Raw genomic sequence first — 23,587 nt, forward strand, 5'->3', positions numbered from 1 at the left:
GTGCGGCAAACTCTAACAACGACAGGGATTTTGGGCAAGGCGCCAATATGTTAAATTGGCCGCTTTTCTTGGCACCAACCCCCACAATCGCGGCCTTATGACCGTAGAAATGCGGTAGTGTTCCGACAATCTAACACACGGACGCCGTCCGTTCTGTTTTCCACTGGAGATTCCCATGGCGCTTGAACGCTCCGACGTGGAAAAAATCGCTCATCTGGCCTGCCTTGGCCTCAATGATGCCGATCTTCCACATATCACTTCGGCCCTGAACAGCATTCTGGGGCTGGTCGACGAAATGCAGGCGGTCAATACCGATGGTATCGAGCCGCTCGCCCACCCACTGGAAGCCAGCCAGCGCCTGCGTGCAGACGTCGTGACCGAGAGCAACAATCGCGAGGCGTACCAGTCCATCGCACCAGCGGTCGAAAACGGCCTGTACCTGGTTCCGAAAGTCATCGACTAAAGGGAAAGAGCCTGCAATGCATCAATTGACTCTGGCCGAGATCGCCCGCGGACTCGCCGACAAAAAGTTTTCTTCCGAAGAGCTGACCAAAAATCTGCTGGCGCGCATCGCCCAGCTCGATCCGCAGCTCAACAGCTTCATCAGCGTCACCGAAGACCTCGCGCTCCAGCAGGCGAAAGCCGCGGACGCACGCCGGGCCAATGGTGAAAGCGGCGCCCTGCTGGGTGCCCCGATCGCGCACAAAGACCTGTTCTGCACCCAAGGCATCCGCACCAGCTGCGGCTCGAAGATGCTCGACAATTTCAAGGCACCGTACGACGCCACTGTCGTCGCCAAACTGGCGGCTGCCGGTGCGGTAACGCTGGGCAAGACCAACATGGACGAATTCGCCATGGGTTCGGCCAACGAGTCGAGCTACTACGGCGCGGTGAAAAACCCGTGGAATCTTGAACATGTTCCGGGCGGCTCCTCCGGTGGTTCGGCAGCGGCCGTCGCGGCGCGCCTGTTGCCGGCGGCCACTGGCACCGACACCGGCGGCTCGATCCGTCAGCCCGCTGCACTGACCAACCTCACCGGCCTGAAACCGACATATGGTCGCGTCTCGCGCTGGGGCATGATTGCCTATGCATCCAGCCTCGATCAGGGTGGCCCAATGGCGCGCACCGCCGAAGACTGCGCGATTCTGCTGCAAGGCATGGCCGGTTTCGACACCAATGACTCCACCAGCATTGACGAGCCCGTGCCGGATTACAGCGCGAGCCTCAATGATTCGCTGCAAGGCCTGCGCATCGGTGTGCCGAAAGAATACTTCAGCGCCGGTCTCGACCCGCGCATCGCCGACCTGATCCACACCAGCGTCAAGGAGCTGGAAAAGCTCGGCGCGGTAATCAAGGAAATCAGCCTGCCGAACATGCAGCACGCGATCCCTGCGTACTACGTGATCGCGCCGGCGGAAGCCTCGTCGAACCTGTCGCGTTTTGACGGCGTGCGTTTCGGCTACCGCTGCGAAGACCCGAAAAACCTGATCGACCTGTACAAACGTTCCCGTGGCGAAGGTTTCGGCGCCGAAGTGCAACGCCGGATCATGGTCGGTGCCTACGCGCTGTCCGCCGGTTACTACGACGCCTATTACCTGAAGGCGCAAAAGATCCGTCGCTTGATCAAGAACGACTTCATGACGGCCTTCAACGAGGTCGACATCATCCTCGGCCCGACCACGCCGAACCCGGCCTGGAAGCTCGGCGCGAAGAACAGCGACCCGGTTGCTGCCTATCTGGAAGACGTCTACACCATCACCGCCAACCTCGCCGGTCTGCCGGGCTTGTCCATGCCCGCAGGTTTTGTCGACGGTCTGCCGGTCGGTGTGCAACTGCTTGCCCCTTATTTCCAGGAAGGCCGCCTGCTCAATGTCGCCCATCAGTATCAGTTGAACACTGACTGGCACACCCGCACCCCAACCGGCTTCTGAGGAGAAACACATGCAATGGGAAGTCGTGATCGGGCTGGAGATTCACACCCAGCTCACCACCCGGTCGAAAATCTTTTCCGGTAGTTCCACCACATTCGGCTCCGAGCCGAATACCCAGGCCAGCCTGGTCGACCTCGGCATGCCCGGCGTACTGCCGGTGCTGAACCAGGAAGCGGTGCGCATGGCGGTGATGTTCGGCCTCGCTATCGACGCCGAGATCGGTCAGCACAACGTGTTCGCCCGTAAAAACTATTTTTACCCGGACCTGCCGAAGGGGTATCAGATCAGCCAGATGGAATTGCCGATTGTCGGCAAAGGCCACCTGGACATCGCCCTTGAAGACGGCACGGTCAAACGCGTCGGCATCACCCGCGCGCACCTGGAAGAGGACGCCGGTAAAAGTCTGCACGAGGAGTTCAACGGCGCTACCGGCATCGACCTGAACCGCGCCGGCACGCCCCTGCTGGAAATCGTTTCCGAGCCGGACATGCGCAGCGCCAAGGAAGCCGTGGCTTACGTCAAGGCTGTCCACGCGCTGGTGCGCTACCTCGGCATTTGCGACGGCAACATGGCTGAAGGCTCGCTGCGCTGCGACTGCAACGTATCGATCCGCCCGAAGGGCCAGGTTGAATTCGGCACGCGTTGCGAGATCAAGAACGTCAACTCGTTCCGTTTCATCGAGAAGGCGATCAACACCGAAGTGCAGCGTCAGATCGAGCTGATCGAAGACGGCGGCCGGGTGATCCAGCAGACGCGTCTGTACGATCCGAACAAAGACGAAACCCGTCCGATGCGTAGCAAGGAAGAAGCCAACGACTACCGTTACTTCCCTGATCCGGACTTGTTGCCGGTGGTCATTGAGGACTCGTTCCTGAATGACGTGCGCGCCACCCTGCCGGAATTGCCGCCGCAGAAGCGCGAGCGTTTCCAGGAGCAATTCGGCCTGTCGGTTTACGATGCCAGCGTCCTGGCCACCAGCCGTGAGCAAGCGGATTACTTCGAGAAAGTCGTGAGCATCAGCGGCGACGCCAAGCTGGCGGCCAACTGGGTGATGGTGGAGCTGGGCAGCCTGTTGAACAAGCAAGGCCTGGACATCGAGCAATCGCCGGTGTCGGCCGAGCAACTGGGCGGCATGCTGCTGCGCATCAAAGACAACACCATCTCCGGCAAAATCGCCAAAGTGGTGTTTGAAGCGATGGCCAATGGCGAAGGCAGCGCAGACGAGATCATCGACAAGCGCGGCCTCAAGCAAGTGACCGACAGCGGCGCGATTTCGGCGGTGCTGGATGAAATGCTCGCGGCCAACGCCGAGCAGGTTGAGCAATACCGCGCGGCAGACGAAGCCAAACGCGGCAAGATGTTCGGCTTCTTTGTCGGCCAGGCCATGAAAGCCTCCAAAGGCAAAGCCAACCCGCAACAGGTCAACGAACTGCTCAAGAGCAAGCTTGAGAGCTGATGAGCGCATGGAGCCGTTCTCGAACCCGGCTCCATTCCCCTGTGGCGAGGGAGCTCGCTCCCGCTCGGTTGCGTAGCAACCGCAAACCAGACACCTCAGTCCTTCAGAAAGATCGAGGCTGGCAGACTGGGAGCGCTTCGCACTCCAGCGGGAGCAAGCTCCCTCGCCACATTTGTTTCAGGGAACCCTTGAATGAAGCGTCTACTCGGCACTCTCGCCCTGCTCTCTCTTCTGGCCGGTTGCGCCAGTAATGAGATCATCGATCCGCACGGCTACAGCAAGACCGGCACCGCCTCCTATTACGGCGGCAAACACCATGGCAAACGCACCGCCAGTGGCGAGCGTTTCAACAAGAATGCCCTGACCGCCGCCCACCGCCAGTTGCCATTCGGCACCCGGGTGAAGGTCACCAATCTGAATAACGACAGGTCCTGCGTGGTGCGCATCAACGACCGCGGGCCACATACTCGCGGTCGGCTGATCGATGTTTCACACGAAGCGGCCGAACAACTGGGTATGCTCAGAAGCGGCACCGCACGGGTTCGCGTGCAAGCCCTCGATTAACCCATGGAGCCGCGACTATTTTCGGACTTGCCGATTTACCCCTGATCAGCGTGATCGAATTGTTCGGCGGCCTGCTGTTGCTGATTGCCGGCGCCGAATTGATGGTGCGCGGCGCTGTGCGCCTGGCCGCCCGCCTGCACGTGCGACCGCTGATTATCGGCCTGACGATTGTCGCTTTGGGCAGCAGCGCGCCGCAGATGGCGGTCAGTCTGCAAGCCACCCTGGCACATAACGCGGACATCGCGGTCGGCAGCGTGATTGGCAGCAGCATTTTCAACATCCTCGTTACGCTGGGCCTCTCGGCGTTGATCATTCCGTTGCGGGTGTCGCGAGAACTGGTGCGGCTGGATATCCCGCTGATGATCGGCGCCAGCCTGTTGGTGTTCGTGCTGGCCTGGAATGAGGAGCTGACGCGAACCGACGGCATGCTGTTACTTGCGGCGCTGGTGTTGTATCTCGGTTTGCTGCTACGCCAGTCGCAGCACTCGTCGCGTCCGCTGTCTCACGGTGAAACACTGCAGATACCCTGGCTGCGCAGCCTGGTGATGATCGTTGTGGGGCTGGCGATGCTGGCTTACGCCGGGCATTTGCTGCTGGGTGCGGCGGTGTCGGTCGCCACCGATCTGGGCCTGTCGGAGCGGATCATCGGCCTGACAATTGTGGCGGTGAGTACCTCGTTGCCGGTGTTGGCCACCTCGTTGATCGCGGCGCTGCGCGGGCAGCGGGATATCGCCGTGGGCAACGTGATCGGCAGCAATCTGTTCAACCTGCTGGGCGTGCTGGGCCTGACTGCACTGGTCGCGCCGTCACCGCTGTCGGTCTCGCCGAACGCGCTGGATTTCGACTTGCCGGTGATGCTCGGTGTCGCGGTGTTATGCCTGCCGGTATTTTATTCCGGATACCGGGTCACTCGCGCCGAGGGCTTGCTGTTCCTGGGTTTGTACCTGGCGTACGGGCTGCACGTGGTTTCGTTCACCACCGGCATGCCGCTGGCGGGCAAGCTGGAACACCTGATGCTGTTTTTTGTTCTTCCGGCGCTGGTGGCGTTTCTGCTGTTTACCTCGCTGCGCGCCTGGCGTCGTCAACACCACAAGAGAGAATTGCCATGACCGACAATAAAAAACCCGGGATTGAAGTTCGGCGCCAAGTGATGGGCAATGCTTTTGTCGATCGCGCCTTGGGCAATGCCACCGAATTTACCCAACCGTTGCAGGATTGGGTGAATGAACATGCGTGGGGCAGCGTGTGGAATCGCGAAGGCCTGGAGCTAAAAACCCGCAGCCTGATCACCCTCGCCGCGCTGACCGCGTTGAAGTGCCCGCAGGAACTGAAAGGCCACGTGCGCGGCGCGTTGAATAACGGTTGCACGGTTGAAGAGATCCGCGAAACGCTGCTGCATTGCGCGGTGTATGCCGGTGCGCCAGCGGCGATTGATGCGTTTCGCGCGGCGCAGGAAGTGATTGAGAGTTATCAGAAGCCGGAGTAACTCGCCGGCTTATTGGGTGACAGTCAGACCGTCATCGTCGGAATGCCGCCCAGAGCAGGCTCGCTCCCACAAGGGAACGCATTCCAAATGTGGGAGCGAGCCTGCTCGCGATGAGGCCTGGAAGAACACTACAAATTCTGACGCTATATCCACCCACCCCACTGCAACAAAAAGATCCCGACATTGGTCGTGATCGCCGCCATCAACGTGGTGATCACGATAATCGCTGCCGCCAGCTCATGATTGCCATTCGCTGCCCGGGCCATGACAAAACTCGCAGCCGCCGTCGGGCTGCCGAAGTACAGAAACAGAATTCCCAGCTCCGCCCCGCGAAATCCCCAGAGCCACGCGCCCAGCGTCGCCAGCACCGGCAGACCAATCATCTTCACCAGGCTTGAACTGAGCGCCATCGAGCCACTTTTGCGCATCGCCGCCAGCGACAGCGTGCCGCCGATGCAGATCAGCGCCAAGGGCAGCGTGGTCTGCGCCAGGTATTGGCCAGACGTCTCCAGCCAACCCGGCAAACCAATCTTGTAATAGGCAAACGGCGCCGCCGCGAGAACGCTGATGATCAGCGGATTGATCATCACGCTTTTGAAAATGCTCCACGGGTCGGACTTGATCACCGGGCTGTACACCGCGAGGACGATGGTCGAGAGCGTGTTGTAAAACAGGATGACCAACGCGGCGAGAATCGCGCCGAGGGAGATGCCGTAATCGCCATACATGCTGGCTGCCAGCGCCAGCCCGATGACACCGTTGTTGCCGCGAAAGGCGCCCTGGGTGTAGATCCCGCGATCCTCGCGCGGGCACTTCCAGATCGCCCAACCCCAGGCAATGGCGAATGACACCAGCGTGGCAAGCGAGAAATAGATCAGCAGCGACGGTTGCAACGCCGCGCGCAGGTCGGCATGCAGGATGCCCAGAAACAGCAACGCCGGCATGGTGACGTTGAACACCAGGGACGACGCGGTGTGGATGAAATTGTCGTTGATCCAGTTGATGCGCTTGAGCAGCACACCCAAAAACAGCATGGCAAACACCGGCGCGGTGATGTTCAGGGTTTCTAGGAAAATAGCCAGCATGCCGGGATCACCTTGGGTGAGCGTCGTTAGGGGGCTAATGATAAGCCACTGAGGACTCCGGCGTCTGGTCGACCGCTATCGCTGGCAAGCCAGCTCCTACAAATCACTGTCGTTCACAGCATATGAATACGACACACTTTCGTAGGAGCTGGCTTGCCAGCGATGCAGGCGACTCGGTCTCAGGTAATCGGCGCCGGATTGAACAACGTAATGTCGTTATACAGCTTATGCTGCTCAGCCCACGTCTGCTTCTTCCCGCTGGCCACATCCAGATAATAGTGGAACAACTCCCACCCCAGGTCCTCGATCGACGCCCGCCCGGTGGCAATTCGCCCGGCGTCGATGTCGATCAGATCCGGCCAGCGCTGCGCCAATTCAGTTCGCGTCGACACCTTGACCACCGGCGCCATCGCCAACCCGTACGGCGTGCCACGCCCGGTGGTGAACACATGCAAATTCATCCCGGCGGCCAGTTGCAACGTGCCGCAGACAAAATCACTGGCCGGCGTCGCGCAGAAAATCAGCCCTTTGCGTTTGAAACGTTCGCCAGGGCCGAGCACCCCATTGATCGCGCTGCTGCCGGATTTGACGATCGAGCCCAACGACTTCTCGACGATGTTCGACAGCCCGCCTTTCTTGTTGCCAGGGGTGGTGTTGGCGCTGCGGTCCGCTTCGCCCTTGGCCAGGTAACGGTCGTACCAGTCCATTTCGCGCACCAGTTCCTGCGCGACCTCCTCGGTTTCTGCGCGGGATGTCAGCAAGTAAATCGCATCGCGCACTTCGGTGACTTCGGAAAACATCACCGTCGCACCGGCGCGCAGCAACAGGTCGGAGGCGTAACCGAGCGCCGGGTTGGCGGTGATGCCGGAGAACGCATCACTGCCACCGCACTGCATGCCCAGAATCAGCTCGGACGCCGGCACGGTTTCCCGGCGACGCTGGTCGAGCTTCTTCAAACGGGTCTCGGCCAACTGCATGATCTGCTCGATCATCTCGGTAAACCCGTGACTCGAATCCTGCAGGCGATACAACCACGGATCACTCAGGTCGACCGAGCTGTCGCCCTCGTGCATCACCTGCCCGGCCTGCAATTTCTCACAGCCCAGGCTGATCACCAACGCTTCGCCACCCAGGTTCGGGTTGCGCGCCAGGTTGCGCACGGTGCGAATCGGGATGTACGCATCGGTGGCGGTAATTGCCACGCCACACCCGTAGCTGTGGGTCAGCGCCACCACGTCATCGACATTCGGGTACAGCGGCAGCAATTCATCCTTGATGCGCTTGACCGCATGATCGAGCACCCCCGTCACGCACTGCACGGTCGTGGTGATGCCCAGAATATTGCGCGTGCCAACGGTGCCGTCGGCATTGCGATAGCCCTCGAATGTGTAGCCTTCGAGCGGTGCTTGCGCCGCCGGCACTTCGGTCGACAGCGGCAAGCTGTCCAGCGGTGGCGCGGTGGGCATGCGCAGTTGGTCTTCCTTGACCCAACTGCCCCGTGGAATCGGCTGCAGCGCATAGCCGATGGTCTGGCCGTAACGAATCACCTGGCCGCCTTCGGGAATATCTTCCAGCGTGACTTTGTGGCTCTGCGGCACGAAATCCACGGTCACCAAGCCGTCTGGAAATTCAGTGCCGGCCGGCACGCCCTGGTCGTTGACCACAATCACTACGTTGTCCCGCTCGTGCAGGCGGATGTAGCGCGGCGAGTCAGAATGTTCAATCAACTGCATGACGCCGCTCCTCAGGAATGTGCTTGAGACAAAGTGGAGGCTTCAGGTCCGCTGACCGGTGGCTCTTTGAGCACCACACGTTTGATCGGACCGACGATGACCAGGTAGCTGAACACTGCGACCAGTGCGTTGCAACCGACAAACACCAGCGCCCATTTGAACGAACCGGTGGAGCTGATGATGTAGCCAATGACAATCGGCGTGGTGATCGAAGCGATGTTACCGAAGGTGTTGAACAAGCCACCGCTGAGGCCGGCGATCTGCTTCGGCGAGGTGTCGGACACCACCGCCCAACCCAGCGCGCCTACGCCTTTGCCGAAGAAGGCCAGTGCCATGAAGCCGACGACCATCCATTCCACATCGACATAGTTGCACGCAACGATACTGCTCGATACCAGCAAACCGGCAATGATCGGCGCCTTGCGGGCGAAGGTCAGCGAATGGCCCTTGCGCAACAGGTAATCAGAAATCACTCCGCCGAGCACGCCACCGATAAACCCGCAGATCGCCGGCAGCGAGGCGATGAAACCAGCCTTGAGGATGGTCATGCCGCGTTCCTGTACGAGGTACACCGGGAACCAGGTCAGGAAGAAATAGGTGATGCCGTTGATGCAGTACTGGCCCAGGTACACGCCGAGCATCATGCGATTGGTCAGCAACTGGCGGATGTAATCCCACTTCGGACCGTCAGCCTTGGCGCCCTTGCCTTTGTCCTGGTCCATGTCGACCATGCCGCCGTTGTCGGCGATGTGCTTGAACTCGGCTTCGTTGATCATCGGGTGCTGGCGCGGGCTGTAGATCACTTTCAGCCAGATGCCCGAGAAGATGATGCCGATCACGCCCATGACGATGAACACGTGCTGCCAGCCGTAGCTGTAGACGATCCAGCCCATCAACGGAGCGAACAACACGGTGGCAAAGTATTGCGCGGAGTTGAAGATCGCCGACGCGGTGCCGCGCTCTGCGGTCGGGAACCAGGCCGCGACAATGCGTGCGTTACCGGGGAAGGACGGCGCTTCGGCCAGGCCCACCAGGAAGCGCAACATGAACAACGCAACCACGGCGGTGGACATGCCGAACTCGCCGACGTAACCCTGCAACACGGTGAACAGCGACCAGGTAAAAATGCTCAGTGCGTAGATTTTTTTCGAGCCAAAACGGTCCAGCAACCAGCCGCCGGGAATTTGCCCGGCCACGTAGGCCCAACCGAATGCGGAGAAGATATAACCGAGGGTGACCGCGTCGATACCGAGGTCTTTTTGCAGGCTGGAGCCCGCGATGGCGATGGTGGCCCGATCGGCGTAGTTGATCGTGGTCACCAGGAAAAGCATGAGCAATATCAAATAGCGGACGTGGGTCGGCTTGGTCGCTTGCATGTAGATGTACTCCCACTGATTATTTTTATGCGGGTAATAACGGTGTTCTGCAGGCGCCGATTTTCCTGTGGGAGCCGGGCTTGCCCGCGATGAAGACACCGCGCAGTGTCAGTCACAACGCGGTGATGCCATCGCTGGCAAGCCAAGCTCCCACAGGTATGGGGGGCCCACAGGTATTGCGGTGTATCAGGAGCCGATGTAGGAGGTTTTTACGACGGTGTAAAACTCTTGCGCGTAGCGACCCTGCTCGCGGGATCCATAAGAGGACCCTTTACGCCCACCGAACGGCACGTGGTAATCCACGCCGGCCGTTGGCAGGTTGACCATCACCATCCCGGCCTGGGAATGACGCTTGAAGTGGTTGGCGTACTTCAGCGAGGTGGTGGCGATGCCCGCCGACAGACCGAATTCGGTGTCGTTGGCCATGGCCAGTGCCGCTTCGTAATCCGCTACGCGCACCACGTTGGCCACCGGGCCGAAAATCTCTTCGCGGCTGATACGCATCCCGGCTTCGCTGTCGGCAAACAGCGTTGGCGCCAGGTAATAGCCTTCGGTATCGCAGGTCACCAGTCCGCCGCCGCTGACCAGACGTGCACCTTCGGACTGGCCGATATCGATGTACTTCATGTCTTGGTCAAGCTGCGCTTGCGAGACGACCGGGCCGATATCGGTGCCGGTTTTCAACGCGTGGCCGACTTTGATCGACTTCATGCGCTCGGCCATGGCTTCAACGAACTTGTCGTGGATGCCGGCGGTAACGATAAAGCGGCTGGACGCGGTGCAACGCTGACCGGTGGAGTAGAACGCGCTCTGCACCGACAGCTCGACCGCTTGCTTGAGGTCGGCGTCGTCGAGAATGATCTGCGGGTTTTTGCCGCCCATTTCCAACTGGACCTTGGCCTGGCGCGTGACGCAGCTGACGGCGATCTGACGACCAACGCCCACGGAACCGGTGAAGCTGATGCCGTCGACTTTCGGGCTCTGCACCAACGCATCGCCAACCACACGACCGCTGCCCATCACCAGGTTGAACACGCCAGCCGGGAAGCCTGCGCGGGAAATGATCTCAGCCAGCGCCCAGGCGCAACCCGGCACCAGATCGGCCGGTTTCAGCACGACGCAGTTGCCGTAGGCCAGGGCCGGGGCGATTTTCCATGCCGGGATCGCGATCGGGAAGTTCCACGGGGTGATCAGGCCAACCACGCCCAAGGCTTCGCGAGTGACTTCAACGTTCACACCCGGACGCACCGACGGCAGATAGTCGCCGGACAGTCGCAGGGTTTCACCGGCGAAAAATTTAAAAATGTTACCGGCGCGGGTCACTTCGCCGATGGCCTCAGGCAAGGTCTTGCCCTCTTCCCGGGCCAGCAAGGTGCCGAGTTCTTCGCGGCGGGCGAGGATTTCCGTACCGACTTTGTCCAGTGCATCGTGACGTGCCTGAATGCCTGAAGTGGACCAGGCCGGGAACGCAGCGCGGGCGGCGTCGATGGCGGCGTGAACCTGAGCCAGATCAGCCTTGGCGTAGTCGCCGATGGTGTCGCTCAATTCGGACGGGTTGATGTTGGCGCAGTAATCACTGCCCGCAACCCATTCACCGTTAATGTAGTTATCGAAACGCTTTGTATCAGCCACGTGGCTTACCCCTTTGAAAGTAGTCCTGAAGACAAAAGGCCGCTGATTGCTCAGCGGCCTTGTTTAACCGGATTACTGCGCGCCTTGCTTGTCGATCAGCGCGGCGAGCATTTCATACTCTTCGCCAGTCAAATCGGTCAGCGGCGCGCGCACAGGACCTGCGTCATAGCCGGAGATTTTCGCCCCGGCCTTGACGATGCTCACCGCGTAGCCCGACTTGCGGTTACGGATGTCCAGGTAAGGCAGGAAGAAGTCATCGATGATCTTGCCGACAGTGGCGTGATCTTCGCGGGCAATGGCGTGGTAGAAATCCATCGCGGTTTTCGGGATGAAGTTGAACACCGCCGAGGAGTAGACCGGCACGCCCAGTGCTTTATAGGCAGCGGCGTAGACTTCAGCGGTCGGCAAACCACCCAGGTAGCTGAAGCGATCGCCGAGGCGACGACGGATCGACACCATCAATTCGATATCGCCCAGACCGTCCTTGTAGCCGATCAGGTTCGGGCAGCGCTCGGCCAGGCGTTCCAGCAGCGGAGCGGTCAGGCGGCAGACGTTACGGTTGTAAACCACCACACCGATTTTTACCGATTTGCACACGGCTTCAACATGAGCGGCAACGCCGTCCTGGCTGGCTTCAGTCAGGTAATGCGGCAGCAGCAACAGGCCTTTGGCGCCCAGACGCTCGGCTTCCTGTGCGTATTCGATGGCCTGGCGGGTCGAACCGCCGACGCCGGCCAGAATAGGCACGCTGGTTTCGCAGGTGTCGACGGCAGTCTTGATGATTTCAGAATATTCGCTGGCTGCCAGGGAGAAGAACTCACCGGTGCCGCCTGCGGCGAACAGCGCAGAGGCGCCGTATGGGGCCAGCCATTCGAGACGCTTGATGTAGCCCGCGCGATGGAAATCGCCCTGAGCATCGAAATCGGTAACCGGGAAAGACAGCAGACCGGAAGAGAGGATGGACTTCAGTTCTTGTGGATTCATTATTCGAACACCCTGAGTAGCTACGTTGTTGTTTGTGTGTGGATAAACCGTCAGCCTGCGCTGAAGTTGTAGGTCATCGTACAACTTAAAAAACAACCGTCAACTGCATTTCATCGTTGTGAGTGAAATTTGCACCGCTCATCGTGTTTTTTTGGCCGCGCATTCTGGATTTGGCAGCCGCCATGGGCGTCAGAAACGCTTGGTCAAACTCCATTGCTGCACGCGCTGAAATCGCCCGGTAAAGTCGAGCCCCTGCCACGAATGGATCGTGGAAACTTCGCACGGAGCGTATCGAACATGGACTTTCTGTCACCGACCCTTACCGGATTCACCGTCGACGACATCGACGTGTCAGCTGTTATCAGCCTGTCGATGCTGGAGGATTACCTGATCGTCGAGGTGCCGGATCATGAGGGCATCGCGCCCAACTGGGATGTGTACCCGATCCTCGGGATGGATCCGGACGAACCCGACTGGACGGGTGTCGAGGAGCCGGCCGGGTATTGGAACGACAGAATTGATGAAGCGGTGAAACTCACCGGGATTGAGCTGAAAATCCCGAAAGCAGTACTGGAGGATTACCGGAATATGGAAATCGAATTACGTTACAAATTCGCCGACGAGTCGAGCCTGGAACCCTACTCGGAGCCTGTACTGCTGCATATCAGGCCCTGATGATGTGATCGTTCCCATGCAGTGCATGGGCACGGTCTCTCTTACCCCCATTAGCCTCGCTGGGCCTCAGCCTCTTCATGCGCATGGCGCAGGCGTTCGCGGCTGTTGGTCAGGTGCAGGCGCATTGCCGCGCGTGCGGCATCGGAATCCTGGCGGACAATGGCTTCATAGATTTCTTCGTGCTCACGGCTCAGGCGACCCATGTAGTGTTGCTGGTCGTCATGGGCCAGGCGCGCAGAGTTAAGGCGCGTGCGCGGAATGATGCTGGTCCCGAGGTGAGTCATGATGTCGGTGAAGTAGCGGTTGCCGGTGGACAGGGCAATTTGCAGGTGAAACTGGAAGTCCGACGCCACGGCATCGCTGGCGTGAGCCGCGCTTTCGTTCAACGCATCCAGCGCGGCGCGCATCAGAGCCAACTGCTCGGGGCTGCGGCGTTGCGCAGCGAGCCCGGCAGATTCCACTTCAAGGCTGATGCGCAGTTCCAGAATTGCCAGCACGTCACGCAGGGTGACCACCGTGGCCGGGTCGATACGGAAGCCACTCGGGCTCGGCGTATCGAGCACAAAGGTGCCGATGCCATGACGGGTTTCCACCTGCCCGGCCGCCTGCAAACGGGAAATCGCCTCGCGAACCACAGTGCGGCTGACGCCATGGGCATCCATGATCGCCGACTCGGTAGGCAATTTGTCGCCACGCTTGAGTTGTCCGTCGCGAATCTGCTCGGACAGCACCGTCACCAATTCCTGTGCGAGGCTGCGGCGCTTGCGAGGGAGGCGTGGCACGTCGATCGGGTTTTCCATGGTGAACGTCTGTCTCGAGGATTCGGCTGAAAGCGCATCATATCTCATGCGGGTTGTACGATCACCCGGCAAAATAGTACAGCAGGCAACCCTCAAACTACCTGTTGTCTGAACTGGTATTTCTGACAGTAGCTGCTTGTGGATGCGGAAGCTCTACTTGATCAGGAGTTAAGCCGCCGACTCGTTTTCACATCTCCTCAATATGGCGTGCGACATTCAAAAGGACTTAAGCATGACAAGCGAATTAGCGACTCTAAAACGACCTGACATTAGAGAAACTTCAAATTCTGACCTCTACTTAAGCGAGGTTAAAGGCTCTGTCGGTGTTTTGATTCCGCCATACGACGACATGGCTAAAGAACATTTGCTCAAAGTGACTCTGGAGTTTCTTAGCCATAGCGAAACAATAACTTATGAGCGCCCTGTAGCCGAGCAGGACGTAGGCAAAACCATCACGTATGAGGTGTCCAAAGAAATATTTGAGAAGCGAGTGGATCAGTCCGTCAGGATTTCGTATGAAGTCAGGATCGGCAACGACCCGCTAGGAAAATCAGGATACCGCGGCCTGCATATCAATCCCTGAATGAACCAAGCGCCCATTTGATTAGAATGGTCAGAATATCCGCCACTCACCAAAACGGAACAATACCGTTTGGGTGGGTGGCTGTGAGACAGGCGACGTACTTTGTAGCAGTCGCGACAATTACGCGATCACAGTCTGGTCCACCAAATTCCCGTTCTCGATTCGCACGTGCCGCGGATGGAATCGTTTCAAACTGCTTCGATGGCCGACGCTAACGATGCTCAACCCCGGAATTTCATCGATCAGCGCTTGATACAAGCTTGCTTCATCCTCTTCATCCATCGCCGATGTGGCTTCGTCCATGTACAGCCACTGCGGAGCAAACAGCAGCGCCCGGGCGAAGGCCAGACGCTGTTGCTCACCGGGCGACAACATGCGTTGCCAGTGATTGGCTTCATCCAGACGCGATAACAGATGCGGCAGGCGGCAAGTTTCCAAAACGTGAACGTAACGCTCGTCCGGGTAAGAATCGCCAGCCTGTGGATAACTTAACGCTTCGCGCAGCGTGCCAATCGGCAGATAAGGCTTTTGCGGGAGGAACAGATACCGCGCCGCCGGCAGACGAATGCTGCCGTGGCCCGCCGGCCACAAATGACCCATCGCACGCAGCAAGGTCGATTTGCCGCTGCCGGAACGACCGCTGACCATTACCCGGTCGCCCTCCTCCACCGTCATGTCTGCATCGGTCAGCAGATGGCGACCATCGGCCAGATCAAGCCCCAGGTTCTGAACCTGCAACGTAGTACCGGCATGCTGCACATCAATAGCCGGTGCCCGCTCTTCATTGTCAGTCATCGCCTGTCGGAAACTCAGCAAGCGATCACAGGTAGCGCGCCATTCGGCGAGGACTTGATACGCGCTGATAAACCAGCTGAAGTTCTCCTGGACGTTGCCGAAAGCCGAGTTGATCTGCATGAGTTCGCCCAACTCGATCTTGCCGGTGAAGTAGCGCGGCGCGGCAACAATGAAAGGGAAGATGATTGCGATCTGGCCGTAGCCGGAAGTAAAGAAAGTCAGACGCTTGGAGACGCGCATGATGTCCCAGAAATTATGCCAGACCAGGCTAAAGCGATCGCTCAAACGACGGTTTTCGTTCGGCTCGCCGTTGTACAGCGCGATGCTTTCGGCGTTCTCGCGAACGCGCACCATGGAGAAACGCAGGTCCGCCTCGAAGCGTTGTTGATTGTTGCTGAGGCCGATCAGGCGACGCCCGATCAGATGCGTCAGCCAGCTGCCGACGGCGGCGTACACCAACGCACACCAGAACATGTAGCCGGGAATGGTGTAGCCGAACACTTCGATGCTGCCGGACACGCCCCAAAGTATTATCGAGAACGACACCAGGCTAACGATGTTCTGGATCAACCCAAGGCCAAGGCCCAAGGTATTGGCGGTGAATTTGTTAATGTCTTCGGAAATTCGCTGGTCCGGGTTATCGGTGTAACCGCCCTGCTCCAGCTGATAATAATTCTTGTGGCTGAGCCAGCGGGTGAAATGCTTTTCGGTCAGCCAGGCGCGCCAGCGAATGGTCAGCATCTGGGTCAGGTAGAGCCGATATACCGCGCCCAGAATCGCCACCGTGGCGATGCCGCAGAAATACAGGATCAACTGCCAGAACGCTGCCTCGTCCTTTTTCTGAAGCGCGTTGTAAAAATCCTTGTACCAGCTGTTGACCCACACCGAAATCGCCACGCTGAACAACGACAGTGCAATCACGGCGATCAGCAGCGTCCAGGCCTTGCCCTTCTCTTCGCTGCGCCAGTAAGGCGTGATCATTGCCCAGACCTTGCGAAAAAAATCCCCGCGCACGCGATCGTTGACCGCGGAATACTCAGCGTTCTGATTCATGGTGAAGGCTCGATAAGAAAGGAAACGCACACGAACCGATCATAGATGATCGGTTCGGATTGTCGCGAGGCGTGACCGGCATTCGTTCAGCGCAGGTTCAGCGACGGACCGGGCGCTTCTGCAGTTTGCGCTGCAGGGTACGGCGGTGCATGCCCAAGGCCCGTGCAGTGGCGGAGATGTTGCCTTCGTGTTCGGTCAGGACGCGCTGGATATGTTCCCACTGCAGGCGGTCCACCGACATGGGGTTTTCCGGCACCAGCGTGTCGAGGTCGGCATGCTCGGAAAGCAGTGCGGCCAAAACGTCATCGGCATCCGCCGGCTTGCATAGATAATTGCAGGCACCACGCTTGATCGCCTCGACGGCGGTCGCAATGCTCGAATAACCGGTGAGGATCACTACGCGCATTTCCGGGTCGAGTTCGAGCAGTTTCGGCAACAGCACCAGGCCCGAATCACCGTCCATTTTCAGGTCGAGGGCGGCGTAATCCGGGATGTCAGCCTGGGCGATGGTCAGGCCTTCTTCGGCGGAACCGGCGGTGCTCACGCGAAAACCACGACGGGCCATGGCGCGGGCCATCACGCGGGTGAACGTGGCGTCGTCATCTACCAGCAGCAAATGCGGCAGTTCTTCACCTTCGACTTGGATCTCGTCACTCATGTTCGTCTCCTCGGGCGACACGGGGCAGGCGCAGCTCGGTGAGCGTGCCGCCTTCCTCATGACTATAGAGTTTCACTGAGCCGCCAGCGCGTGTCACGCTGGCTTTGCTCAAAAACAGGCCCAGGCCGAAACCTTTGCCCTTGGTGGTAAAAAACGGTTTGCCGATCTGTTCGGCAATGGCCAGCGGCACGCCGGCGCCGTGGTCGCGAATACTGATGGTCAAGTCTTCGGCATTCCAGTCCAGCGTCACCTGCAGCCCGTCGGGGCAGGCGTCGGCGGCGTTGTTCAGCAGATTCAACAGCGCCTGTGTCAGGTCCGGCGGCGGCGCCATGCGCGGCACGGCGCCCTGACCGAGACGCTGGAAGCGATAGCTGGCCTCCGGACGCATCAGGTGCCAGCGGTTCAGCGCTTCGTCGAGCCAGTCGGTGACGTCCTGCATTTCCACGGCCAAACGACGATTTGCCTCGGCGGCGCGCACCAACTGCTGCAGGGTTTCCTTGCACAGTTTGACCTGATCCTGCAGCACGCTGAGGTCGTCTTGCAGCAAGGGGTCGTGATGGTCCTGACGCATCTCTTTGAGAAGCACGCTCATGGTCGCCAACGGCGTGCCCAACTCATGGGCGGCGCCTGCAGCCTGGGTCGCGACGGCTAGCAATTGCTGATCGCGCAAGCCTTCTTCGCGACGAATTGCACGCAGTTCGTCCTGACGACGCAGCTCTTCCGCCATGCGTGCAGCAAAAAAGGTGATGACGGCAGCAGCCAGCGCAAAACTCAGCCACATCCCGTAGACCTGCAGGTTTTCCCGAGCGATCGGAAAAGTCTGCAGCGGGTAGAAGCGCGCCAGCAGCAAGGTGTACATCGTCAGCGCAATGCCCGAGAGGATCACCGAATAACGCCACGGCAACGTCACCGCAGCAATCGTTAGCGGCACCAGGTAATAAGAGACAAACGGGTTGGTCGAACCGCCGGAGAAGTACAGCAAGGCGCTGTGAATAAACAGGTCACACGCCAGTTGCACGGCATATTCAAGCTCGGTGACCGGCCAACTGGTGCGCAGGCGAATCGCGGTGAACGCACACAGCAGCATCGAGCAGCCGAGGGTGGCGGCCAGTTGGAACCAGGGCAGCGGCAGCAAGTCGAGCCAGTAAGCCAGACCCACCGAACCGGCCTGCGCGGCCAGGACCAACGTGCGGATAAAGGTCAGGCGCCAGAGGTTCTGACGAGTCGCGGAAGTGATTTGAACGGGGGCGAGCATGAGCTCTCCTGATGAGCGCTGCAGGCGGATCGCAGGGAGTATAACCAAGCGCGGGGGCTGGCAGGCAAAAGTGCGGCAAACGGCCACATGGTGCCCGCGAAGTATTTTCACTGTGGCGAGGGAGCTTGCTCCCGTTCGGCAGCGCAGCAGACGCAAATCGGCTGGCTCGGTTCGACTGTTGGATCGCCGAAGCCGGTTCAGGCCTGCTTCGCAGTCCAGCGGGAGCAAGCTCCCTCGCCACAAAAAGCCACCACCACCAGCCGAATCATCTGTATAGAAGTTGTAACTGTGCGAACCGGATCAATAACGCTAGAGTCTGATGGTTTTGACGCAGGTTGGGACCTTACCCCTGCGCAATGTCCAAGGAGTTTTCATGCACAGTTTCCGCCGCAGCGCCGCCCTTCTTGCACTCAGCGCTGGCACCGTCGCCAGCCTCCCGGCCCTGGCCGTCGACGAGCTGCATTACAACCAGATCTCCCTGCGTGCCGAAGTCAGTCAGGAAGTCGCCCGCGACCTGATGATCGTGACGCTCTATACCGAAGAACAAAACACCGACCCGGCCAAGCTCGCTGCCGACGTCAGCACCACTATGAATAAGGCCCTGGCCCAGGCCAAGCAAGTCAAAGACATCACCCTGCGCCAGGGCAGCCGCAACAGCTACCCGATCTACGACACCAAAGGCCAGAAAATCACCGGCTGGCGCGAGCGCTCCGAACTGCGCCTCGAAAGCTCCGACTTCGCCGCCCTGTCGAAACTGACCGGCGAACTGCTGACCGACCTGAAAATGGGCGGCATGGATTTCGCCATCGCCACACCAACCCGCAAAGCCAGCGAAGACACACTGCTTAAAGAAGCCGTCAGCGCCTTCAAGGCCCGCGCGCAACTGGCTACCGATGCACTCGGCGGCAAGAGCTACAAAATCGTCAACCTGAATCTCAACAGCAACGGCTACCCACAACCGTACATGCGTGGGCCGATGATGATGAAAGCGGCCAGCATGGATTCCGCCCCGGTCACCCCTGAAGTTGAAGCCGGCACCAGCCAGGTCAGCATGACGGCGGATGGGTCGATTGAAGTGTTGATGCCTTGATTTCATTACCCGCATGACAGAACGGCGATCACCGAGGTGATCGCCGTTTTTTTTTGCACGGTTGGGATTGAAGAGTGCGCTGTGGCTGGAGATTTCGGAGGGGCGAATGACGCCATCGCGAGCAAGCTTGCTCCTACAGATCAAATGCATCCCGCGTGCCCCCCCTTCTAACCACTCAAGGCCGAGCGTTAGCTCGCCTGTCGCCCTTGATCTTGGCGTCCCCTCGGAAGGCCGAGTGGAGGTTCTGCGCAGTGGGTAACCCGGCATGGATGCCGGGTTAGGCGCGCACGGCCAAGGATGGCCGATCGCGCCGGGCCCACGGAGCAGGACCGGAGCGAGGGCATGGCGAGCCTAAGCGAGCCACCGGACGTCAGGAACAAGAGCGCTTGGTTACTTGGCGCTTCTCCAAGTGACCCGCTGTAAAAGCGGAACCCATATCCGCTTCACTGAAAAAACGGATATGCACACCGGAACCAAACTCACGGCCACCTGACACACCAACTCCGCAGACATCGTCACACCGAAAAAGGGACAAAAACCCTCCCCCCACCCAGGTATAAATAAGTAACACCCCGCGCCATGACAGTGCATAAGCCACCCCGGTTGCCCCTCCCAAGCGCACAGGTTGCACCGAAAAAAACCCGCGCAAACGGTCAAATGCGCCAAAATTTACAGATATGCGACATTAAGGTACGCCCGTGCCACTGTTTAAGGCCCGCAACCGCTCTGGAACTTGCATTGGGTATGGCCCCTGCATAAGTATCCGCAGGCACGACTCACGAGGTCGTCCTCTAATTCCAAAAATGACAACAAATCATGAGGCCACCATGCTTAAACACGCGGTCATTCCGTTTTTAGTCGGCGCAAGCTTGTTAGCCAGCGCACCTTTCGCCCAAGCGGCGACTAACCTGGTGTTCTGCTCCGAAGGGAGCCCGGCCGGTTTCGATCCTGGTCAGTACACCACCGGAACCGACTTCGACGCCTCTGCAGAAACCATGTTCAACCGCCTCACCCAGTTTGAGCGCGGCGGCACCGCCGTGATTCCTGGCCTGGCGACCAAATGGGACATCTCTGACGATGGCCTGACGTACACCTTCCACCTGCGTGAAGGCGTCAAGTTCCACACCACCCCGTACTTCAAGCCCACTCGCGAATTCAACGCAGACGACGTGCTGTTCACCTTTAATCGCATGATTAACAAGGATGACCCGTTCCGCAAAGCGTACCCGACCGAATTCCCGTACTTCACCGACATGGGGATGGACACCAACATCACCAATATCGAAAAAGTCGACGACCACACCGTCAAGTTCACTCTGAAAGATGTCGACGCCGCGTTCATCCAGAACATGGCGATGAGCTTCGCCTCGCTGCAATCCGCCGAGTACGCTGCCCAGCTGCTCAAGGACGGCAAGGCTGCGGACATCAACCAGAAGCCGGTCGGCACGGGTCCGTTCGTGTTCAAGAGCTACCAGAAGGACTCCAACATCCGTTACACCGGCAACAAGGATTACTGGAAGCCTGACGACGTCAAGATCGACAACCTGATCTTCGCCATCACCACCGACCCGTCGGTGCGCATCCAGAAGCTGAAGAAAAATGAGTGCCAGGTCACCCTGTTCCCTCGTCCGGCAGATTTGAAAGCATTGCGTGAAGACAAGACCCTGAAGCTGCCTGAACAGGCCGGTTTCAACCTGGGTTACATCGCCTACAACGTGATGGACAAGATCAAGGGCAGTGATCAGCCAAACCCGATGGCCCAACTGAAAGTGCGTCAGGCACTGGATATGGCCGTCAACAAACAGCAGATCATCGACTCCGTTTACCAGGGCGCTGGTCAATTGGCGGTCAACGCCATGCCACCGACCCAGTGGTCTTACGACACCACCATCAAGGACACGCCGTACAACCCTGAGAAAGCCAAAGAGTTGCTCAAGGAAGCCGGCATCAAGGAAGGCACCGAGATCAACCTGTGGGCGATGCCGGTTCAGCGTCCTTACAACCCGAACGCCAAACTGATGGCTGAAATGCTGCAGTCCGATTGGGCCAAGGTTGGCATCAAGGCGAAGATCGTGACCTACGAATGGGGCGAGTACATCAAGCGCTCCAAGGGCGGCGAAAACGGCGCGATGCTGATTGGTTGGAGCGGCGACAACGGTGACCCGGACAACTGGCTCAACGTGCTGTTCGGCTGCGACTCGCTGGAAGGCAACAACTTCTCCAAATGGTGCGACAAGAAGTTTGACGACATCGTTAAACAAGCCAAGCGCACTTCGGATCAGGGCAAACGCACTGAGCTGTACAAACAGGCGCAACACGTCCTCAAGGACGCCGTGCCGATGACACCTATCGCTCACTCGACGGTGTTCCAACCCATGCGCAACAATGTGCAGGACTTCAAGATCAGCCCATTTGGCTTGAACTCCTTCTACGGCGTCAGCGTCAGCAAATAAGAGATGGCAACGGCGGCGTTTATGACGTCGCCGTTGTTTTTTCTGTCGAGAATGTAGGAATACGCCTACGTCCAAATCCTCTGCGCAATCAGCCAGGTTCTAGGACGCGTCGCTTTTTCCCACAAGTCATTCGGACTTTTCGCATTTACTGCCGGAGCCACGGTTCATACCGTCGGGATCCGACCAGTGCTCTTGTGGATTCTCGGTTTTCGCTGCGTGGCATGGCTTGAAATCAATGGTGCCGACCTGCGTCTCCGGGCGGAAGGTCAGCACATTGTCAAAACACTGAATAAGAGAGCGATATGCGCCATTCCTTGGTTTTCTCCGCACTGCTGTGCACTGGCCTGCTGGCCGCCAGTTCGTTCAGCCAGGCCGCCAACAACAGCCTGGTGTTCTGCTCCGAAGGCAGCCCGGCGGGTTTCGACACCGCGCAATACACGACCGCGACCGATAACGATGCCGCCGAGCCGTTGTACAACCGCCTGGCCGAATTCGAAAAAGGCGCGACCAATGTCGTACCAGGCCTGGCGACAAGCTGGGACATTTCCGAGGACGGCCTCAAGTACACCTTCCACCTGCGCGAAGGCGTGAAATTTCACACAACCAAGTACTTCACGCCGACCCGTGATTTCAACGCCGACGACGTGCTGTTCACGTTTAATCGCATGCTTGATCCGCAACAGCCTTTCCGTAAGGCTTATCCGACCGAATTCCCGTATTTCAACGGAATGAGCCTGAACAAGAACATCGCCAAGGTCGAGAAGACCGGGCCGCTGACCGTGGTGATGACGCTCAACAGCGTTGACGCTGCGTTCATCCAGAACATCGCCATGAGCTTCGCAGCGATCCTGTCCGCCGAATACGCCGACAAGTTGCTGGCCGAAGGCAAGCCGAGCGACATCAACCAGAAGCCGATCGGCACTGGCCCGTTCGTGTTCAAGAGCTATCAGAAAGATTCCAACATCCGTTACACCGGCAATAAGCAGTACTGGGACCCGAGCCGGGTCAAACTCGACAACCTGATTTTCGCGATCAACACCGACGCTTCAGTACGTGTGCAAAAGCTCAAGGCCAACGAGTGCCAGATCACGCTGCACCCGCGCCCGGCCGATGTCGCGGCGTTGAAGAACGACAGCAAACTTAAACTGATCGAGAAGCCTGGCTTCAACCTCGGCTACATCGCCTACAACGTGCGCCACAAGCCGTTCGATCAGCTTGAAGTGCGTCAGGCGCTGGACATGGCGGTGAACAAGCAAGGCATTCTCAACGCGGTTTACCAAGGTGCTGGCCAACTGGCCGTCAACGCCATGCCGCCGACGCAATGGTCCTACGACGAGACGATCAAGGACGCCGCCTACAACCCGGAAAAAGCCAGGGAATTGCTCAAGGCTGCCGGCGTCAAGGAAGGCACCGAGATCACTCTGTGGGCGATGCCTGTGCAACGTCCTTACAACCCGAACGCCAAGTTGATGGCCGAGATGCTGCAGGCCGACTGGGCGAAAATCGGCCTCAAGGTGAAAATCGTCAGCTACGAATGGGGCGAGTACATCAAGCGCACCAAGAATGGCGAGCACGACGTCAGCCTGATCGGTTGGACCGGTGACAATGGCGACCCGGACAACTGGCTCGGCACGCTGTACAGCTGCGACGCCATCGGCGGCAACAACTACTCCATGTGGTGCGATCCGGCTTACGACAAGTTGATCAAGCAGGCCAAGATTGTCACCGACCGCGACCAGCGCACCGTGCTTTATAAACAGGCGCAACAGTACCTCAAGCAGCAAGTACCGATCACACCGGTCGCGCACTCAACGGTCAACCAGCCGTTGAGCGCCAAAATTGAAGGATTCAAAGTGAGTCCATTCGGCCGCAACGTGTTCTCGGGTGTCAGCCTGGAAAAATAATCGTCATTTGAAACGCCGGGGGCGCAGTGCGCCCCCAAGCGAGCGTATTGCCGCAATTCGCCAGTTTGGCGTTG

Annotated in this window: 20 protein-coding genes; 11 read left to right on the forward strand and 9 right to left on the reverse strand. The window is 58.9% G+C overall.

Annotated features, from left to right (window positions below; genetic code table 11):
* Positions 1-175: 175 nt before the first annotated feature.
* The 6 genes from gatC to ACYZTS_RS03240 all read left to right on the forward strand — a co-directional run bounded on the left by gatC (position 176) and on the right by ACYZTS_RS03240 (position 5,437).
* Positions 176-463, forward strand: a complete 288-nt coding sequence (gene gatC, locus ACYZTS_RS03215) for an Asp-tRNA(Asn)/Glu-tRNA(Gln) amidotransferase subunit GatC (RefSeq protein ID WP_008054345.1) — start codon at positions 176-178, stop codon at positions 461-463.
* 16 nt (positions 464-479) lie between these two features.
* Positions 480-1,931: an Asp-tRNA(Asn)/Glu-tRNA(Gln) amidotransferase subunit GatA gene (gene gatA, locus ACYZTS_RS03220; protein WP_461993960.1), complete on the forward strand. Its 1,452-nt coding sequence runs from the start codon at positions 480-482 to the stop codon at positions 1,929-1,931.
* A 10-nt stretch (positions 1,932-1,941) separates the two neighbouring features.
* Positions 1,942-3,387: an Asp-tRNA(Asn)/Glu-tRNA(Gln) amidotransferase subunit GatB gene (gene gatB, locus ACYZTS_RS03225; protein WP_461993961.1), complete on the forward strand. Its 1,446-nt coding sequence runs from the start codon at positions 1,942-1,944 to the stop codon at positions 3,385-3,387.
* 192 nt (positions 3,388-3,579) lie between these two features.
* The gene (locus tag ACYZTS_RS03230) at positions 3,580-3,951 is read left to right on the forward strand and encodes a septal ring lytic transglycosylase RlpA family protein (RefSeq protein WP_461993963.1); all 372 of its coding nucleotides are present in this window, start codon (positions 3,580-3,582) and stop codon (positions 3,949-3,951) included.
* Between the two features lie 50 nt (positions 3,952-4,001).
* Entirely contained in the window at positions 4,002-5,060 is a 1,059-nt protein-coding gene (locus ACYZTS_RS03235; protein WP_028623918.1) for a calcium/sodium antiporter, read from the forward strand.
* Positions 5,057-5,437, forward strand: coding sequence for a carboxymuconolactone decarboxylase family protein (locus ACYZTS_RS03240; protein WP_028623919.1), 381 nt, complete (start codon positions 5,057-5,059; stop codon positions 5,435-5,437). Before ACYZTS_RS03235 ends, ACYZTS_RS03240 begins: the two co-directional genes overlap by 4 nt.
* Before the next feature lie 143 nt (positions 5,438-5,580).
* Here ACYZTS_RS03240 and ACYZTS_RS03245 read toward each other — a convergent pair whose 3' ends face one another.
* The 5 genes from ACYZTS_RS03245 to kdgD form a co-directional block, all read right to left on the reverse strand.
* Positions 5,581-6,522 (reverse strand): AEC family transporter, encoded by a 942-nt coding sequence (locus tag ACYZTS_RS03245; RefSeq protein ID WP_028623920.1) that lies wholly within the window; start codon positions 6,520-6,522, stop codon positions 5,581-5,583.
* A gap of 179 nt (positions 6,523-6,701) precedes the next feature.
* Positions 6,702-8,255 (reverse strand): galactarate dehydratase, encoded by a 1,554-nt coding sequence (gene garD, locus ACYZTS_RS03250; protein ID WP_461993966.1) that lies wholly within the window; start codon positions 8,253-8,255, stop codon positions 6,702-6,704.
* Between the two features lie 11 nt (positions 8,256-8,266).
* Positions 8,267-9,631: an MFS transporter gene (locus ACYZTS_RS03255; RefSeq protein ID WP_461993968.1), complete on the reverse strand. Its 1,365-nt coding sequence runs from the start codon at positions 9,629-9,631 to the stop codon at positions 8,267-8,269.
* Positions 9,632-9,817: 186 nt separating this feature from the next.
* A complete protein-coding gene (locus ACYZTS_RS03260; RefSeq protein ID WP_461993970.1) occupies positions 9,818-11,263 on the reverse strand; it encodes an aldehyde dehydrogenase family protein in 1,446 nt (481 codons plus the stop codon).
* Positions 11,264-11,335: 72 nt separating this feature from the next.
* Positions 11,336-12,247, reverse strand: coding sequence for a 5-dehydro-4-deoxyglucarate dehydratase (gene kdgD, locus ACYZTS_RS03265; protein ID WP_461993971.1), 912 nt, complete (start codon positions 12,245-12,247; stop codon positions 11,336-11,338).
* 297 nt (positions 12,248-12,544) lie between these two features.
* On the opposite strand from kdgD, the gene ACYZTS_RS03270 reads away from it, so the two are divergent.
* A complete protein-coding gene (locus tag ACYZTS_RS03270; RefSeq protein ID WP_461993973.1) occupies positions 12,545-12,922 on the forward strand; it encodes a hypothetical protein in 378 nt (125 codons plus the stop codon).
* A 50-nt stretch (positions 12,923-12,972) separates the two neighbouring features.
* On the opposite strand, the gene ACYZTS_RS03275 is transcribed toward ACYZTS_RS03270, so the two are convergent.
* The gene (locus ACYZTS_RS03275; protein ID WP_461993975.1) at positions 12,973-13,722 is read right to left on the reverse strand and encodes a FadR/GntR family transcriptional regulator; all 750 of its coding nucleotides are present in this window, start codon (positions 13,720-13,722) and stop codon (positions 12,973-12,975) included.
* 232 nt (positions 13,723-13,954) lie between these two features.
* Between ACYZTS_RS03275 and ACYZTS_RS03280 the strand changes: the two genes are divergently transcribed.
* Positions 13,955-14,305, forward strand: coding sequence for a hypothetical protein (locus ACYZTS_RS03280; protein WP_461993976.1), 351 nt, complete (start codon positions 13,955-13,957; stop codon positions 14,303-14,305).
* 120 nt (positions 14,306-14,425) lie between these two features.
* On the opposite strand, the gene ACYZTS_RS03285 is transcribed toward ACYZTS_RS03280, so the two are convergent.
* From ACYZTS_RS03285 to ACYZTS_RS03295, 3 genes are all read right to left on the reverse strand, one after another.
* Positions 14,426-16,153 carry an ABC transporter ATP-binding protein/permease gene (locus tag ACYZTS_RS03285; protein WP_461993978.1) on the reverse strand — a complete coding sequence of 576 codons (1,728 nt, stop codon included), beginning with the start codon at positions 16,151-16,153 and terminating at the stop codon, positions 14,426-14,428.
* Positions 16,154-16,250: 97 nt separating this feature from the next.
* Positions 16,251-16,811 (reverse strand): response regulator transcription factor, encoded by a 561-nt coding sequence (locus ACYZTS_RS03290; protein WP_007901386.1) that lies wholly within the window; start codon positions 16,809-16,811, stop codon positions 16,251-16,253.
* Positions 16,804-18,066, reverse strand: a complete 1,263-nt coding sequence (locus ACYZTS_RS03295) for an ATP-binding protein (RefSeq protein WP_461993980.1) — start codon at positions 18,064-18,066, stop codon at positions 16,804-16,806. The genes ACYZTS_RS03290 and ACYZTS_RS03295 overlap by 8 nt, the downstream gene beginning before the upstream one ends.
* 373 nt (positions 18,067-18,439) lie before the next feature.
* Between ACYZTS_RS03295 and ACYZTS_RS03300 the strand changes: the two genes are divergently transcribed.
* The 3 genes from ACYZTS_RS03300 to ACYZTS_RS03310 all read left to right on the forward strand — a co-directional run bounded on the left by ACYZTS_RS03300 (position 18,440) and on the right by ACYZTS_RS03310 (position 23,513).
* The gene (locus ACYZTS_RS03300) at positions 18,440-19,156 is read left to right on the forward strand and encodes an SIMPL domain-containing protein (RefSeq protein WP_028624130.1); all 717 of its coding nucleotides are present in this window, start codon (positions 18,440-18,442) and stop codon (positions 19,154-19,156) included.
* Between the two features lie 827 nt (positions 19,157-19,983).
* Positions 19,984-21,609, forward strand: coding sequence for an ABC transporter substrate-binding protein (locus ACYZTS_RS03305; protein WP_028624131.1), 1,626 nt, complete (start codon positions 19,984-19,986; stop codon positions 21,607-21,609).
* Positions 21,610-21,911: 302 nt separating this feature from the next.
* Entirely contained in the window at positions 21,912-23,513 is a 1,602-nt protein-coding gene (locus ACYZTS_RS03310; protein ID WP_461993983.1) for an ABC transporter substrate-binding protein, read from the forward strand.
* Positions 23,514-23,587 lie beyond the last annotated feature (74 nt).

The sequence above is a fragment of the Pseudomonas sp. TMB3-21 genome, from assembly GCF_054898145.1.